General features: G+C 38.2%; 14 protein-coding genes, 2 tRNA genes, 1 pseudogene and 1 riboswitch. Of the genes and pseudogenes, 1 reads left to right on the forward strand and 16 read right to left on the reverse strand.

Translation table 11 applies throughout. The features are described 5' to 3' along the window. Position 1 precedes the first annotated feature (1 nt). The 10 genes and pseudogenes from ACO5V7_RS05460 to ACO5V7_RS05505 all read right to left on the reverse strand — a co-directional run bounded on the left by ACO5V7_RS05460 (position 2) and on the right by ACO5V7_RS05505 (position 10,002). Entirely contained in the window at positions 2–1,894 is a 1,893-nt protein-coding gene (locus ACO5V7_RS05460) for a BglG family transcription antiterminator (protein WP_485485367.1), read from the reverse strand. A gap of 566 nt (positions 1,895–2,460) precedes the next feature. Beyond that, positions 2,461–2,532, reverse strand: a tRNA-Gln gene (locus tag ACO5V7_RS05465). 1 nt (position 2,533) lies between these two features. After that, positions 2,534–2,617: transfer RNA gene (locus ACO5V7_RS05470), tRNA-Tyr, on the reverse strand. Between the two features lie 116 nt (positions 2,618–2,733). Then, positions 2,734–5,424 (reverse strand): DEAD/DEAH box helicase family protein, encoded by a 2,691-nt coding sequence (locus ACO5V7_RS05475; protein ID WP_485485368.1) that lies wholly within the window; start codon positions 5,422–5,424, stop codon positions 2,734–2,736. Between the two features lie 230 nt (positions 5,425–5,654). After that, a complete protein-coding gene (locus tag ACO5V7_RS05480) occupies positions 5,655–5,921 on the reverse strand; it encodes a chorismate mutase (protein WP_485485369.1) in 267 nt (88 codons plus the stop codon). 10 nt (positions 5,922–5,931) lie between these two features. Next, positions 5,932–7,404, reverse strand: coding sequence for an SLC13 family permease (locus ACO5V7_RS05485; protein ID WP_485485370.1), 1,473 nt, complete (start codon positions 7,402–7,404; stop codon positions 5,932–5,934). Positions 7,405–7,559: 155 nt separating this feature from the next. Further along, complete coding sequence (locus ACO5V7_RS05490) at positions 7,560–8,177, reverse strand: ECF transporter S component (protein WP_485485371.1); 618 nt, start codon at positions 8,175–8,177, stop codon at positions 7,560–7,562. Between the two features lie 115 nt (positions 8,178–8,292). Next, positions 8,293–8,407: riboswitch (FMN riboswitch) on the reverse strand. A gap of 237 nt (positions 8,408–8,644) precedes the next feature. Continuing rightward, positions 8,645–8,883: pseudogene (locus tag ACO5V7_RS05495) on the reverse strand (site-specific integrase); the annotation flags it as partial. Between the two features lie 154 nt (positions 8,884–9,037). Further along, the gene (gene cadX, locus ACO5V7_RS05500) at positions 9,038–9,376 is read right to left on the reverse strand and encodes a Cd(II)/Zn(II)-sensing metalloregulatory transcriptional regulator CadX (protein WP_485485372.1); all 339 of its coding nucleotides are present in this window, start codon (positions 9,374–9,376) and stop codon (positions 9,038–9,040) included. Between the two features lie 11 nt (positions 9,377–9,387). Beyond that, entirely contained in the window at positions 9,388–10,002 is a 615-nt protein-coding gene (locus ACO5V7_RS05505) for a CadD family cadmium resistance transporter (protein WP_485485373.1), read from the reverse strand. A 28-nt stretch (positions 10,003–10,030) separates the two neighbouring features. On the opposite strand from ACO5V7_RS05505, the gene ACO5V7_RS05510 reads away from it, so the two are divergent. Further along, entirely contained in the window at positions 10,031–10,186 is a 156-nt protein-coding gene (locus ACO5V7_RS05510; protein ID WP_485485374.1) for a FanG protein, read from the forward strand. Positions 10,187–10,283: 97 nt separating this feature from the next. Here the strand turns inward: ACO5V7_RS05510 and ACO5V7_RS05515 are convergent, their stop codons facing one another. From ACO5V7_RS05515 to ACO5V7_RS05540, 6 genes are all read right to left on the reverse strand, one after another. After that, positions 10,284–10,760 carry a hypothetical protein gene (locus ACO5V7_RS05515; RefSeq protein ID WP_485485375.1) on the reverse strand — a complete coding sequence of 159 codons (477 nt, stop codon included), beginning with the start codon at positions 10,758–10,760 and terminating at the stop codon, positions 10,284–10,286. Between the two features lie 138 nt (positions 10,761–10,898). Next, complete coding sequence (locus ACO5V7_RS05520) at positions 10,899–12,146, reverse strand: CHAP domain-containing protein (protein WP_485485376.1); 1,248 nt, start codon at positions 12,144–12,146, stop codon at positions 10,899–10,901. Positions 12,147–12,560: 414 nt separating this feature from the next. Next, a complete protein-coding gene (locus ACO5V7_RS05525; RefSeq protein ID WP_485485377.1) occupies positions 12,561–13,415 on the reverse strand; it encodes a formylglycine-generating enzyme family protein in 855 nt (284 codons plus the stop codon). A gap of 61 nt (positions 13,416–13,476) precedes the next feature. Next, on the reverse strand, positions 13,477–14,964 hold the full coding sequence (locus tag ACO5V7_RS05530) for a sulfatase family protein (protein WP_485485378.1): 1,488 nt from the start codon (positions 14,962–14,964) through the stop codon (positions 13,477–13,479). Between the two features lie 14 nt (positions 14,965–14,978). Then, on the reverse strand, positions 14,979–15,791 hold the full coding sequence (locus ACO5V7_RS05535) for a PTS system mannose/fructose/sorbose family transporter subunit IID (RefSeq protein ID WP_485485379.1): 813 nt from the start codon (positions 15,789–15,791) through the stop codon (positions 14,979–14,981). Beyond that, positions 15,791–16,591 (reverse strand): PTS mannose/fructose/sorbose/N-acetylgalactosamine transporter subunit IIC, encoded by an 801-nt coding sequence (locus ACO5V7_RS05540; protein ID WP_485485380.1) that lies wholly within the window; start codon positions 16,589–16,591, stop codon positions 15,791–15,793. The genes ACO5V7_RS05535 and ACO5V7_RS05540 overlap by 1 nt, the downstream gene beginning before the upstream one ends. Positions 16,592–16,594: the final 3 nt, after the last annotated feature.

Here is a 16,594-nt window from a genome sequence, read left to right on the forward strand (position 1 = left end):
CTTATCGAATCGCCTGAATAAACGACTCTACATTTTTTGCTTCTAATAAACACATCATTTTGTCCGGGGAGTCCAGTTGCTTCCCGAGCCATCGTAAGAAGAGTTGCATGAATTCCATATCCTCTTCCTTCAACGCGAGTAAAATTACGAGTTTCACTGGGAAATGATTCCACTGAATCGGCTCTCTTAATACCGCGATGGAAATCATCGAACGCTTGCTAGATGGATGCAATGGATGCGGAATCGCAATCGAATAATCGAAATCCGTCGAAGAGAGACTTTCGCGTTTCATGACCGATGGTAGAAAGTCCTCAGTCACAATACCTGCTGCTTCTAAGTGCGAACCCATTTGCTGTAGGATTTCTTCTCGGCTCGTCGCATCCACATTCGCATAGAAGAAAGCTTCATCCATCAACTGCCCTATTTGCGTGCGAATCGTTTCACTCATCTTCTGCGTTTCAAGTTGATTCATCATTTTAATGAGTTGAATTTCGTCTTGCGTATTGAAAAATAATCCTAATCGAACGACTGGAATCGCAACGGGTGGTTCCATTTGCTCGAATGTAATGAGTAAATCCGCTTCATAAAACTCGGTTACTCCTGTGGTAAACGTCGATTCTTCTGCGACACACTCCATCCGATGTTGGAACTGCTCCTTCAATCGTTCGACACTTCCAGCAATCAACGGATATTGTGTATTTGCAATAAGGATCGCGCGTAATTTCGCATTTGTCGCTCCTTGCATATACGCGGCACCAATATGCAGTGCAAGGAATCCAATTTCCTCTTCAGTAATCTGACATTGCAGCTTGTTCATTAAATACTGACTCACGGAAACTGCCGTATCAAACACCAGCGGATATTGTCGCTTAAAGGTTTGCACATAATGATTAGGTAGACTTAAGTTCATCTGCACTCGTTCGAGTAGCCCTTGCAAGTGTAATTGGAATCGCACCTTGAATTCCTTTTGATCCACGAAAGAGATGCCCATTCGTTTAAAGAGCATTCCATCAATCTTATTTGTCAATTCCTCCAGGTTGATTTTCTCGCCCTTAAAGTAGATATCCGATTGAATCACACTTGAATTATGATAGGCCTTTAAGAGTTTCGCATAGGAAAGAATTTCTCCTTCTGGAATCTCTTTGTCGCCTAGAATTTCTTTAAAAATCGAACGAACAATCGTAGCTTCGACTTCTAAATCTAGTTTTTCTACAATACTCTCTTGCACCGTTTGTCCATGACGTATTCGTTGCAAGACTAATCCTAAATGCAATAATAAAAACGGCATGAGTGTTTTGCGAATCGAATAGCGATACTCTTTTAATTTCGCCCAAATAATCGCCTCTAATTGCTCCATATCCAACTCCGGATACACATTCATGAGCTCTGAACTATTCAAGAAGTCTTCGTTTAATTCTTTTTTCAGTAGTTCTCTATACAATTTTCGCTTGCTGGCTTCTGGCCCTTCTAATACAAGTGCCCCATTCTTCGTCACGAGTTCCAAGCCGTCGTATTTTTCAAGTTGTTGCTGGACACGAATGCGGTCTATATCAATCGTTTTAGCGCTTACAAAACATTGCTCGCAAAAAGCTTCGATAGAAACGCCCTCCCCATTGAACAAGAGCTGCTTCAGCAAGTTGGCGCTTCTTTCTGCGCTATCTTGTGGCGCTCTTAGTATTCCTTCTGGGTCTGCATATCGATTTTGTTGGAAAGCCACGAGGTGATATCCTTTTTGGCGATCCGCTTGAATGATATGCGGCATTTCTCGATTGATTTGTTCGATATCGGAACGCACTGTTCTTGCGCTAACGCCGAGGCAGGAAGCTAATTCGCGTCCTTTAATCCATTCGTGGCGTGCAAGTAAGTGCAATAGTTGTTGGTGTCGTTGTTTCATTAAAAATCCCTCCACCTCAATTTGACTATATCAGATTCTTTGATTCCATTATACCTAAAATGATTTCCTATTGTTAGGAAATTTTTAGTGCCTTTTTTAAACATTTCGTAATTTTCTCACTTTTTAACTAATTTTGGATGATTGATGTGCTAAAGGAAAAATTATAAGAGTAATCTTATGTAAAAAGTAGATGGAGTCTCTTAGAACTCCTATGGATTATTTTCATCATTATAACAATAACGGCACCCCCTTGAGTCTTTGTCTCAAGGGTAGCAAGCTTCAAACTGAGGGTAAGTGATAAATCGCTAACCCTCAGTAATTCACATTGCTTGCGATTACCTTATTGTTATTATGATGAAATCCATTAGGAGTTCTTCTGAGACTCCATAGACTACTTCTTAATTACAACTTTCTAAAAATTTTCCCTTCAGCACACCTCAGCAAAATGAGTGAATAAGAAAATTACGAATGGTTTCAGCGGTGGGACGGGAAGGACAGTACAGAGTGTGTGCTTTTCATGGGAATTTTAGGCAACAAAAAAGGCACCGGAATCGGTGCCTGTAGGACTGGGGTAGCTGGATTCGAACCAACGAATGACGGAGTCAAAGTCCGTTGCCTTACCGCTTGGCTATACCCCAATGGTGGAGGGGGGCAGATTCGAACTGCCGAACCCGAAGGAGCGGATTTACAGTCCGCCGCGTTTAGCCACTTCGCTACCCCTCCAGCAAATATTAAAATTTCGTACTCAGATATCTTACAATAGTTTGAAATAGAATGCAAGGATTTTAACGTAAAAATAGAAAGAATCTAGTCAGTTTTCTGAATAGATTCTTTATGGATTATTTTAATTTAGATGTGACTTTCTTCTTTGAGAAAGTACGCTCTTGTTTATTTCCTAAAGCGTTCAGACGTGCATCCAAGAGAATATGACGCCCTTCTACGTTACGAGTGTAGATAATTTCGTACTTGCCAATGTATTTTTCAATGTTAGCCACAAAGGCAATGACGTCTTCTTTGCGTTTATCGAACATACTAGGAACGGCAAAATATTTCGTTTGGTCATTGACCCAAGTCGTAGCTCTTAGAATATAGCGCTGGTTCTCGATTGGAGCGAAGAATTCAGATAGCGCCAGTGCGAAGAGTTCTTTCTCACGCAAGGTTCCACCTTTTAGATAAGTAGCTGTTTGAATCGAATTCTTATCACCGCGAACGACTCTGGCCTTACAGTTTTGTGTCTGCAAATGTCCAGACGCCAGTAATGCTTTTCGGACGGCTTCCGCAAAGAGTTCGAGGCGTTTATACGGACTCTTGTATAGGAAATATCTCAACCAGACGATATTTAACACGATGAGCGATAGGATTCCCACTGGATATAAGAGTTGAGACGGTCCTTTCGCAAAATCGAGAATAAGGTAGACAATCAGTTCCGTCAGTACGACTGCTTGCGCATAGGTTAGAATTTTCCGCGCATCTGTTAGCAGAACGGTTGGCAAGAACGTCTTATCCACTTCAACTTCATTGGAAACTTCCATGTCTTCTAAAAGCGGAAGGGATTCATTCCAGCGCTTCTTCAACTCTTCGCGGTTACGCGAGCGTTCGATAGTTTCTTGGTTAAGCTTTGTTAAATCCTTCTTCGTAAACTTGATAGTTCCAAGGTTTAGTCGCTCTACGCCTGATTCAATTGTATTTTCATTATAGTGTAGTCCTAAGAACTGCTTCATGCGACGCTGCAACAATTCCATATCCGGACTATCGATTCCGACGGCAACCTCTTCGTCTTCTTCCTTCTTGAAGAGTTTTTTCTCGGCCAGATTAATGGACACAAGATGCCAAACGCTGCTTGTTTTATCGGGATTTTCCGGCCAAATACGAATCGCACGCCCTCGCATCTGATTGCTGAGCATGAAACTTCCGACAAAGCTAGCGAGAATCAATGAGTTCACGCACGGCGCATCCCATCCTTCCCCTAGGAGCGATTTTGTCCCAATTACGACATGAATATGCCCTTCTTGGAAGAGCTGCGTCACGGCTCTGACTAAATCATGTTGCGAACCTACTAAACGCACCTTTACATAATCCTTCTCGTCTAGTTGTCCGACTGGTTGGAAGGTAATCTTATCAGCTCCAAAAACAGCTTCTAGACGCGATTTTACACCTGTCGGAATAATCACGATACTTCCCGTTAAAACAGCGATAGGAACGTCTAATTGCTGCTCTACAAGCTCTCTACGAAGAACTTCGAAGTAGGGCAATACGCCCAGTTGGCTATATTGAACTTTTGGATTTCCTAAGTGCGCCTCAAAGTCCTTTCGAATGAAGTCGGTCAGGATCAGTTGTCTCAAATTTCCTCCTAGAGTTTCGTACTCTGCTTTAAAAATATCTCTGACAGCATTTAATTTCCCAAGAGATTGGTTCAATAGCTGGTCTATTTTTTTATTGCGACATAACTGTACTTGTTTGCGGTCGATTAACCCCAGAGATTTCAATTCACTCTTCAACTCTTTCAAATCTTCTTCGGATAAATCATACCAATGTGGTACATCAAACAACATTCCTTGTAAGAGGATTTCAAACCACGCCAAGTCAAACATCGGAAGGCGGCTTGCCCCTAGTAATTGTTGAAACTGTTTCGGGAACTCGATTCCTTTATGACGTAGAAAAATCAGTGTAGCCGAGAGATACTTCGGTTCGTTTAAGAGTTCATCTTCCGAAATGGTTCCATCGAGCGCACGGCTAGTTCTCACCGCCTCGCAAAACATCGAGTCAGAGGATAGATTTTTCAAGAAGGTTCTCTTTTGCGTAGAAAACTGATCGAGTTGTTTCTCTTCTTCCTTCGTTGGGAAAGAGAAATACACATAGTCCTGGTGCGGACACAAACTGCCTTCTTTGACGAGTTCTGGAACAGTAATTTCTTCATCGATTTCCCCACACATAGCCACATAACGATCCCAAAGTGCAGGCTCTCCTTCATATGGAGGTGTTGCCGTCAGCGAAATCACATTTATATCCGCAAAGGATTTGCGGAAGATTTCCAGACTCTTCCACCATTCATTTCGTAAGTGATGGCACTCGTCGAGGCACAATGTTCCAAGATTTGCTTCCTCAAAGAGCCCAACGATATCTACTCCTTTAAAATCAAAATGCTCATTTTCGACGACATCGTCCGTATCCTCAACTTCCGCATCGCCTTCCAGACGGTTGACGGCACTGTGCAACGCTTGATACGTCGCAACGGTGATCGTCTTTGGCTGTTTGAGATTTTGCGAAATCATTTCATCGGCTAGAAGCTCATCATCCAGAAACGCCTCACGAATACGGTCAACCCATTGCTGGCGAATCGTCACTGTCGGCACTAGAATGAGCGCAGGATTACTATTCCGACGGATAAATTCAATTCCTAACGTCGTTTTCCCAGAACCTGGAGCCGCCACCAAATGAATATGGCCATCCGCCATAATCGTATCGCTCTTTTCTAAAATACGCTTTTGGTACTGGCGCCACTCGCCTTTAAAAGCTAAATGCTCTAACATCAGGCTCCTCCTCCCCCTTCGAATCTTCTCTCTTATTTTATCACTCTTACCTCTATAAAAGAAGGATGACAAAGCTTATGTCGAATCAGTCTTACAGAAATCAATAAAAAATGGACCCACACTGTGAGTCCATGTCTTTCTTCTGTTTTGCACCGACTCGAACCGGTGCCCTGTAACAGTTCATATAAAGACATCCGTGAGCATTCGAAGGAATCCGCTTCACTCACGATTTATGCTTTTATTTGTTTTTGTTGATAGTCCTTTGAAACTTTCATCAAAGTCTCGTACGCTTCTGCCAACTCTTCTTTCAATGTGGCATCTTTCAAATACGACTGCACCTTGGCAATCACTTCTTTTTCACGACTGGCATCGAAAATGGCCATCCCATTTTCCTTTTTAATTCGAGCAACATCCATAACGACTTGCATTCGTCTTTCAAAAAGAGAGACGATTTCGCGGTCGATGGCATCAATTTCAGTACGTTGTTTGTCTAACATCGTAAACCTCCTAAATTCCAAAAAAGACTCCTAATGGATAGCCGATAACAATGGCACTAATCGCACTAAGCAAGAATAAAACTCCCCCATAAAGAAATGCATCTTTTGCGTTCGTCCATCCAGAACCAACCGAAATGGCTACATAAGGCATTGATGGTGGTGTCATAAACGCCAGGCTCGCCATGAACCCAATCAGGCAGGCAATCGTTCCAGCTTGAACTTCAATAGATCCTGTAGCATAAACAGTCGTTAACACCGTTGTTACAACCGAAACGGTGACTAAGTTTGAAGAGACATTTGTTTGAAATCCTGCCCACAATACAAAGATAATCACAACCAATAATGGCGAAAGTGTCGCAAATAGAGGCACTAACGAGCTTTCGAGTAAGCTAATTATCCCAAATTCAGGTTTCGTAATTAAGGTGCCCATACTCAATGTTGCTCCCACCAAGAACATACTTGGCCAATAAACACCCTTTTGTAGGCCTTCTTGAACAGAGAGGAGTGGTTTCCCTTCAAATGATAGAATCGCTAAAAGAATTACTCCAATCATCGGAGGAAATGCCATTCCAGTGCCTTTTAAGAAGGTAGCCACGTCTGGCAATAGTCCTCCAATGAGCTCTGGAAGAACCCATAGAAGGACAACACTCATAAAAATAAGGACCGTTGCTTTCTCACGTCTACTTTTTGGTGGTAAATTTTCTAGCGAAGTCATTTGTTTCATTTCTACTTGGGATAAATCCACTCGCCAAAAGAATCGTAGAAACACTCCCATCACCATGAAAAGAACAAATCCTGCTGGAATGCCAATCATCATATACTGTGCATTGGAAATCGCAATTCCCGTTGCGGTCTTATAGAGCGCCATCGCTGTTACGGAAAAGACGTGATTGATTGGTGTCATCGCGGTTCCGATGGCAATTGTCGAGAATAGCACAATTAATAAAATGGAAGCTTCTCTATCTCCTTTTTTAAATCCTAACAGAGCCATCATCTCTTCATAAATTGGAAAAACAATCATAAAGAGAATCGTCGGCGAAATAAAAAGACTAATAAATAAGACACTTGTATAGAAAGCTCCGATAAAATGCCAAGGTGTTTTTCCTGCAAATGAACTTCCCAAGGCCATTGCGACAAATCTTCGAAGAGCCGGAGTTTGCTCCAAAGCATAGGTCATTAAAAATGTAAATAATAGGAAGATAAAAGTCGTATTTCCAAACGACAGATTAAAAATCTGCCCATAAGATACTCCTGGAAGTATCCCGATTCCTAATAGTACATAGCAGAGAACGCTTGGCCAATCAGTTGCAACAAATAACCATAGCAATAAACTGCTCAAAAAAATGGATAAAATAGAAATCGTTGGTGCTGCTAATCCAAAAAGAGTCCCTTGTGTAAAGGTTAAATAACCGCTAATAGCTATTAAAATACCACTAATTGCAATAATGAATCGCTGCGGTTTCGTCCAATTTTTTCCTTTCATTGTTTCACCTCATTCTTATCTATCCTACCTCATTTTAGATCAGATTGCTATTGAAACTAGGAATAAACTTTGGAATCCGCCATCACTTTTCTTCTATATTAATATAGGAAAATTTTCCCCAAAATAAAAAAGCCAGGGCAGTCCCTGGCTCTTGTTTAATGTTCAAATTTTAATGCTTTTGCAAGACGTTTATATAAGAATAATGCAAGAATACTATTGAGCCCAAATTTAATGATATTAAATGGCAATAATGCAAACGTCATTAATGAAGCTAAGTCTGTTACATAAGGGTTTAGTGCATGAGCTGCAGCGACAATTTTTTCCATTGGAAAATTCATAGCAGTCGCATATAAAGGAAACATCACAAAATAATTTGCTGTTAATAAGACAACTGTAGCGGCAATCGTCCCAACGATTAAACTCATAATTGCCGTTTTAAAATTACGATTTCGTTGATACAAAATGACTGCTGGTAACATAAAGCTTAAACTTCCTATTAAGTTCACCGTTTCCCCAATTCCATATGTCATCGACCCATTATAGACAAAATTCAATAATATCTTGATAATGGCGATAAAACTTCCATAAACTGGACCTAAAATATATCCCCCCAACAATACCGGTAAGTCTGAAAAATCCAACTTCACAAATGTTGGAATAAACGGCACGTTAAAAGATAGAAACATTAAAACGGTACTGAAGGCACCAAAAACACCTACTAGAACAATTTTTTTAGTCGCTGCTCCTGTCGACTTTTTTACATCTGTACTCATCGTACATCCTCCTTCTTAGGGCGAAGGAAATTGCACTTTTCACTCAATTCCAATAAAAAAGCAGTATTGAAATGGACCTTCCAATACTGCTTGTCAAATAGACTCGTTGAAATAGTGCCATTTTCTCACATCTAGACTATACTATCGGTTCTGGAATCACACCAGATCATGCCAAGCGGCTCGTGGACTATACCACCGGTCAGGAATTTCACCTTGCCCCGAAAATGTTATTTATGTTTGTATTGTAGCACCATGTAGCCACTTAGGCAATCTCTCTGCCTCAAAAAGGTGAATTTATGCTGTTTCTCTAATAAAAAACTTGGATTACATCCACTGCAATCCAAGTTTCTATTCGACTATTTTACTGCTGTAAGGGTTAAGAATTTTCTGTTTTAGCGAGTTTAAACACTGTTATATCAACGTTTATGAGGTTCGTCTTTCAAAAGGTATAGCGAAAGGTAAAGTAGTTAATGAGTTAATTCAGCAATCTTATCTAAATAAATGCTGACTGCTTCTAGCTTTCTTTGAGGTGCTAACTCTGTGTAAATATCCATAGTAGTTGAAATTGACTTATACCTCGTTCTGACTTGGAGTTCTTTCCATTTATGCCTGCATTAAGCAACATTGAAGCATGAGTGTGTCGAAACAAATAGAAACCATAATCTGGTAATCCTAAACTTGCTAGTCTTTTCTTCAAATTCAACTTGGCTAACTTGACCTGCATTATCTATGTCGCTTTGCTTTAAATTATACTTTGTCTTAAACATTTAATACGAGTAGGTATTTCTTATGAGTAATTTTCATCAAAAAATTTTATAGATAAGCTCCCTATATTCATGGATAAGTAGTAAAAATAGTTGTTATCCTAGTTGATTAAAAAAATCTCTGACTTCCTGATCTTTTATAAAATAATATATAATTTTCCCCTCTCTTCTAGTGCCCAAGATGTTTTGATTGGCTAGTTTACGAAGATGGTGGGAGGCAGATGCCATACTGAGATTTAGTAAAAGGGCTATATCGCAGACACAGAGTTCTTCAACAGCAAGGAGATAAAATATGATATTTATCTGTTTATTATCGGTAAACTTTGATAAAATGCGAAGTGATTTTTGGACTTTTTCCTTTTCAAGGTAGTTCGTTGCGGTTGTAACATTTTGTTGATTTATAACATTCACTTGGCAGATACTATCTTTTTTCATAATATTTTCTCCTAGCTTAACACAGTCCATAGCATGTCAAAAATGTTGTTTTCAATCAGGATATGTATCCCCAGTCCTAAATAAACACTGGCAATAAACCATCTGCTATATTTTTCCAAAATTTCTCCAAAAGAAGGGACTTGTGCCAATTTTTGGGCAGAAAAAACCAAGAGATAAATCATGACTAGAAAGGTAAGTAAAGTTACTATCAAATTCGCTAAATTTAAGGTAGTAAAATATGGGACAAAAACACCAATATTGTCAGCACCACAACTTGCAAAAGTAATCATAGCAACTAGAAAAATCAGGTTTTTATTATCTTTGCGCAAACCATCTTTTGCAATAGCTTCTCCATCAGAATCTCCTAAAAGCAAGACTTTGAGGCCTAGGAAAATTGGAATCAAACCGAGCAAACCTAAAATCTCTTTACTAGGAATATAATTTAAGACAAATGCAAAAAGCAAACTTAGCAATATTAGACTAACAGAGCCTAGAAATTGTCCTAAATAGATGTTAATGATGTCTTTTCTGCTTTTTCTTTTGGCAAAAAATAACATTAGGATAATAAGTAAGTCTACGGCTGTCCCAGAATACAGGATTATTGAAGTAACAACATTTTGAATCATAAAGTACCTCATTCAAATATATTTTTGAATGAATTCTAACATTAAACTTTGTAGATGTCAACTTAAAATCCACCAAAATATAGATAAGAAGTTAGGGTACCAAATATTTAAAAACCTTGCCATCGAAATGATAGCAGGGCTTAACTTCAATATCCAGATGATATATTTATCTAAAAAAGGTTAGAGTTTTTATTGATTTGTAGTGCGATATAATGAGTTTCAAAAAATCAAAAATCGCTTAAAATCAATATTTTGACATCTATTGACGTGCACTGAAAACCTTACTTAACCTCTTTAAATCCTTCTTCTAAAATCTTTTTCTTAGATTCTTCGAAACTGTAACGATCATTTTTCTTCACCAAAGCTGAATGAACACTGCTATAGAGTGCTGGTGCTTTCGAACGACTCTCTTCATCATCATATTTGAACTTCTTAAGGTCAACCTCAACCGTAAATGCGATTTCCTTTTCACTATCCGATTGAGTGACTTTAATTCCATCAATCCCATCCATTTCTTTTACGATTTTCTCACGTTGTCTACGTGCCTTTTCTTCGTACTCCTTGTTCTTAGAAAGATCATAGCTGATGTTAAAAGTTAGTGAGGAAACCGAATCTTTTTCCTGGTCGTACATGTATGTTACTTTTTGCTTAGAAATAGAAACTTCTAAGGCAAATTCCGCTTTACTTTCAGACCGGCATCCTAATAAAACAAAAAATGCTCCTAATAATACAATCGATAATTTAATTATTTTCTTCATTTTACACTCCTTTATTGCGACTTATTGTTATCATAGAAAATCTAGTGTAGGATGTCAAATTATACTTGAAGTGTGTTGGGCCAAATTGTGCAAACAAAAACCGCCTCCTTTTTCAGGAGACGGTTATTTTATTTCTTATTAGAAACGGATGTAAGTCGCACGAGCTGCAACGCTTGCTGAAATTGTACGGTAAGAGATTACGTTTAATCCTTGTACGTTCATTTCAGAGATGTATAATGAACCATCTGCATTAACTGCTTCTACGAATGCTACGTGTCCGTAAGTTGGGTCAGCACCCGCTAAACCTTGTTGGAATACGATTGCTGAACCAGCTGAAGGTGAGTTAGATACTGAGTATCCATAGCTACGAGCATATGCTGGCCATTCAGCCGCGTTCCCCATCATGCTGTGTCCAATTGGTGTTCCAACTTGTGCCATACGGTTGAATACGTAGTAAGTACATTGTCCGAAGTATCCACCGTTTAAAGCTGCACGGTAACTTGGGTCAACCGCTGGGAATCCTCCACCAGCTGTATAAGTGTAGTTAGAAGTTTGTGTTGCTGCAGTAGCACTAGATGTTGCTCGTGATGTCGGAGACTGATAAGAAGTCGCTGTGGCAACAGAATTCGTTACCTCTGCTGCTAAAGCCTGACGAGAGGCTTCTGCAATACGTGCTGCTTCAGCTTCAGCTTTTGCTTTTTCTTCAGCTAAACGTTTTTGGAAAGTTTCTTTTTCTGCTACTAAGCCATCACGTTTTGAGATTTCAGCTAACTCTTCTTGAGATAAGTTTGCTAATAAAACTTTATTTTTGTCAAAAGTTTCATTTAATTTTGTTTGTAAGCCTTGTAATTCTTCCTCAGCTTTTTGTTGTTCCGCTAATTTAGCTCGTTGTTGCTGTTCTTTAGCCTCTACTTGTTTCTTATCTTCTGCTTGTTGTTGCATTAAATCACGGTTAGCACTGATTAAATCCATAACAACACCGATACGATTAACGATATCTGATAAGTTTTCTGCATTTAACAAGAAGTCAACATATGAACGAGCTCCGTTTGTTTGTACTGCACGAGCTTGTTCTTCTAAACGTTTGTTACGTTCAGCAATTACTTTTTCTAATTTAGAAATTTCTGATTTTAATGAGTCTATTGCTGCTTGAGCTTCAGCTTTTTGAACTTGAGTAGCATCAATCTTAGTTTGCACTCCTGATAATTCAGATACTAATGAATCAATTGTTGCATTAACTGCAGCTTTTTTATCATTGATATTTGCAATTGTTGAGTTAACTGAGTTTATTTGTGAGTCAAAGTCTTGCGCACTAACATTGGGTGTTAAAGCTCCTAATGTTAATATTGTCCCTGTTACTAATACTGTTAATAAACGTTTCTTCAAGTGAGTCCCTCCAATAGTTCCAATAAAAAATCAATTATATATTCGAAGTAGCCGATTCGGCTCAAATAAAACTTAACTTGGTACTATAATACCATAGGACTTTAGCCCGATGGTGATTTTCTTTGAATTGACAATACCTTGTAACAAAGCTGTAACATAAAACGATTAGCTGACCTTTTTGATACAAAAAAAGGAGAAATTTATAAAATATTACAGGCTAAAATGTGAATCTTTGGAGATTTTTGAAGCGAATTTCTGCTTTTTAACTCTTGCGCACTCCCCTTTATGACACATGAAAAAGTTTTGTTACAAACGGTTTCAACTCTGTTCTGGTTTAATATGTTTATTGAACAAAAAACTTGGTTAAGCACAAATTTAAAAAGAGTTACATACCAAAATGTAACTCTTTTTTATCTAAACATCCTTAACACATCTAAAACCCATATTCTGACTACTAGACATCGCTGTATTGCTGTTTCTTGCAGACAATCTATATCTATTACAATATGACGCATGGCACAAAAAGGATCCTCCTTTAATTGCATATAGTTCGTCGTCAATCGATTGATGTTCTCTCCAAAAATCTTTTCCAGATACTTTATCAAAAGTTATTAATTCTAATTTTCCTGGATTGACACACCACTCCCAAACATTACCAACCATTTCATATAGTCCATACCCATTTGGCAAATACGTTCTTACTGGAGCTGTTCCATCATATCCATCTTCTTTCGTATTCAAGATTGGAAACTCCCCTTGCCAAGTGTTACAGTATTTATTCATCTCTGATTTAAAGTCGTCACCCCAGAAATATTCTTCATTGTTGGTTCCGCCTTTTGCGGCTATTTCCCACTCCGCTTCTGTAGGTAATCTTTTTCCAGCCCATTTACAGTATGCAACAGCATCGTTTCTTGTAACATGAACAACCGGATGATTCATAATCTCATTTATTGATGACCCTTCACCTAAAGGAGCCCTCCAATTCGCATTTTCAATAGCTATCCACCAAGGAGCCTTATGCACTTCAATTTTATTTTCTATGTTATCTGGAAGAAAATATCTAAAAACATAAGACCAACCCATTCGTTCTGCTTCCGTTATATATCCTGTTAAATCAACAAATTTTTTGAATTCCTCATTTGTTACTTGTGTTTCATCGATATAGAAAGAATCAATTTTTACCGTTACTTTTGGCCCTTCAAAATCATATTCGAATCCATTCTTTTTATTAGAACCAATTTGATAAAACCCACCTGGTATCAACTTCATTATACTTGCCTCCGTTAATAAAACCGATTGTAGTAAGATACTCACCACAATCGGTTAAAATTTACTCTAAATCATCTAACTCTAGTCGCTTAAACTGTTCTTCTGGAGCTTCTAGCTCTTCCAACTGTTCAACTAAAGCTCTTTTCATTCTGTCTTCTATCTTAGCATCTTGAATAGGATGTTTTTGTTCTTTATCAGTATTTAAATCAAATAAGAGACTATCCTTAGTATATTCTCGCATATCTCCTAAACCGTCCAAAATAGCAGGTTTATCAATAGGAACCTTGTAAACAGGATATTTTGTTCTCTTCAAAAACTGCCCCATTTCAATATCTTCAGGATTTTTCTCTCCAAGATAGTGTCGAATAGTAGTTGGAATCCCTGCATATTCATATAAAGGACTATTGTCTTTATTAGGCGATCTAAAATAAGTGTATCGGCCATCAGTAATATTTACTGTAATACCATGAGCACCATAAACAGCATATTTTTTATCATAATTTTGGTCTTCAATTAGTGGCAACCAGGATTTCCCTTGAACTTCGGTTGGGGTTTCAATATTAAAATAGTCTAGAATTGTTGGCATTATATCTATATTTTGAGATACTGCTGAAATTCTCTCTCCTACTTTTCTCCCAAGAGGATCTTTTAAGAATAATGGTAAAGCAGCCAGTTCGTTATAATTATGCATATAATTTTTCCCAAACAGCTCTCTCTCTCCTAAAAAGTATCCATGGTCTGAAGTCACAATTATTAACGTATCATCATACATTCCCAAATCTTTAATTTTGTCGACTAATCTGCCAAAATGCACATCTGTCATTGTCATTAACGCTGCATATCTTTTTCTAATATAATCAACAGCCTCTTCTGGGACATCTACTGATCCATAGTTTGGTGTCTCAAAATATGGTCCGGTATACGAATCATCGTACATCTTCATATACTTGCTAGGAACATCAAAAGGTTCATGTGGATCAAACACTTCAACTTGGAGGAAGAAATCTTTCTCATCCTTATTTAGTTCTAACCAATCACATGCCGATTTAAAGGTTCGAGGCGTCGGATACTTATCTTCATCCTCATACCAAGTTTCCCGATTCGCTTGATATTGTCTTCTTAACTTCCCATAATACTGCTCAGGCATCCATTCCGGATCCTTTATACGAGAAATCCACGGATCTCCTTCTTGACCTCTATGGAAATCCCAAGTGGTATATTGATTAATATATCCTTCCCCACCCAATCTAAAATAATGGGTATGGTCAGTTGTTAAGTGAGAATAAATATTATGTTTTTGAAGCACTTTCGAAACGGTAATATCGTAGGGCTCTATCGGTCCCCATGACCTTTCTAAAAAATTTAATCTTCCAGTCATGATATCTCTTCGAGCCGGCATACAAGGTGTCGACCCAATATAATGATGATCGAACACCGTTGATTCACTTGCAAATTTATCTAAATTCGGAGTGTTAACAAAAGTCTCTGGATTATATGTTTTTAGAAAATCTTTTCTAAGAGTATCCATTAACACCAATATTACTCTCATTTTTCTTCATTCCTTTACACAATAATACCTGCAGCTGACAGCAACATCGCAACTACAATAATCGATAGGATAATAGCAACAATATGCTTTCCGTTCCATTTCTTAATTAAATATAAACATAAAAGTGTGATTAATAATGGAAGCATATTTGGTAATACTTTATCCAACATTTCTTGGAGCTTGATTGCCCCATCCCCGTCACCAAACTGCAAACCTAGATTCAGTTTGACCGTACTTGTTATAAGAGCACCTGCAACCATAACTCCTAGAACGTTTGCGGAGGTAGTAATTCTATCCAAGATTTTCTTCCCTGATTTAGATGTAAGAATATCTCTACCTTTTTGATATCCCAAATGGATTCCATAATATTTTAATGGGAAATACAAGAGATTAATCATTAGGAACATTAAAATCGGTCCAATGAAGTTGCCCTCAACGGCAAATGAAGCACCTATACTTCCAGCGATTGGAAACCACGTAAAGTTCAATAAGCTATCTCCTAAACCGGCTAAAGGTCCCATTAAACTAGTTTTTACAGCAATCACTGATTCTTTTTCATTTTCCTCAGTATTTTCCTCTAAAGCAGTAGTTACACCTAAAATAAAAGGAATAAGCACTGGATGGCTATTAAAGAACTCTAAATGACGTTTCTGGGCGTTAACTCGTTCCTCTTTTGGTCTATCTTTATACAATCTAGACAAAATAGAAGTCAACGCAAAAAGAGTACTCAAGCTCTGCATTCGCTCATAATTATGGGAAAATTGAATCATCTGCGAACGCCAGAACATTTTATTTAAATCTTTTTTAGTGATTTTATTCTCTGCCATTATAAATCAAACTCTCCTTCCCCATCAGCAATGACTACATGAGTGTCGTCATCTTCTTTAGAACTATCAACTCGTCCTTCATTATTCATCATAATGTCATATAGAACTGCTGCTACTAAGGCAAATATTGCTATACCGATCGTTGGAACTTTAAGGAATGTTGCTAATGCAAATCCTAAAACTAAGAATACCCACATATTTTTCTTTAACATCATAGATAGTAACATTGCAATACCTACAGCTGGAATAATTTTTGAAGCAACTGTCAATCCTGTTAACATATATTTAGGAATAAAGGCTAATACCGCTTCTACTGCAGGAGCTCCTAACCAGACTGCGATAAAAACAGGAATTGCTCTACTTAAGAAAAATGCTAAACCTCCTAGATACTGAAGTTTATCAATTTTCCCAAATTCTCCGCTTTGTACAATTTTATCTGCCGCATGAACTAAAGAAACATTTGTTGTCATAACAATCATACTTAATTGTTGAACAAGAAGAGCAACTGGGATTGCTACTCCGACACCTGTTGCTTCACCGCCGCCAGAAAGAATACCTATTGCAACTCCTACTACAGATCCAGAAATTACATCAGGTGGTTGATACGCTCCTACATTGTTTGTTCCTAACCATACTAATTCAAGCGTCCCAGCAATAATTAAACCTTGCATTGGATCCCCAAGCAAAATACCTACCACGACACCTGCTAGTAATGGTTTTCTGAAGCCTAAATGTGGTCCGAATTGGTCTAACGCACACAAACCAGCCCAAATGGCCACGATTATCGCTTTGAAAATCATTGC

The organism is Granulicatella sp., assembly GCF_057274575.1.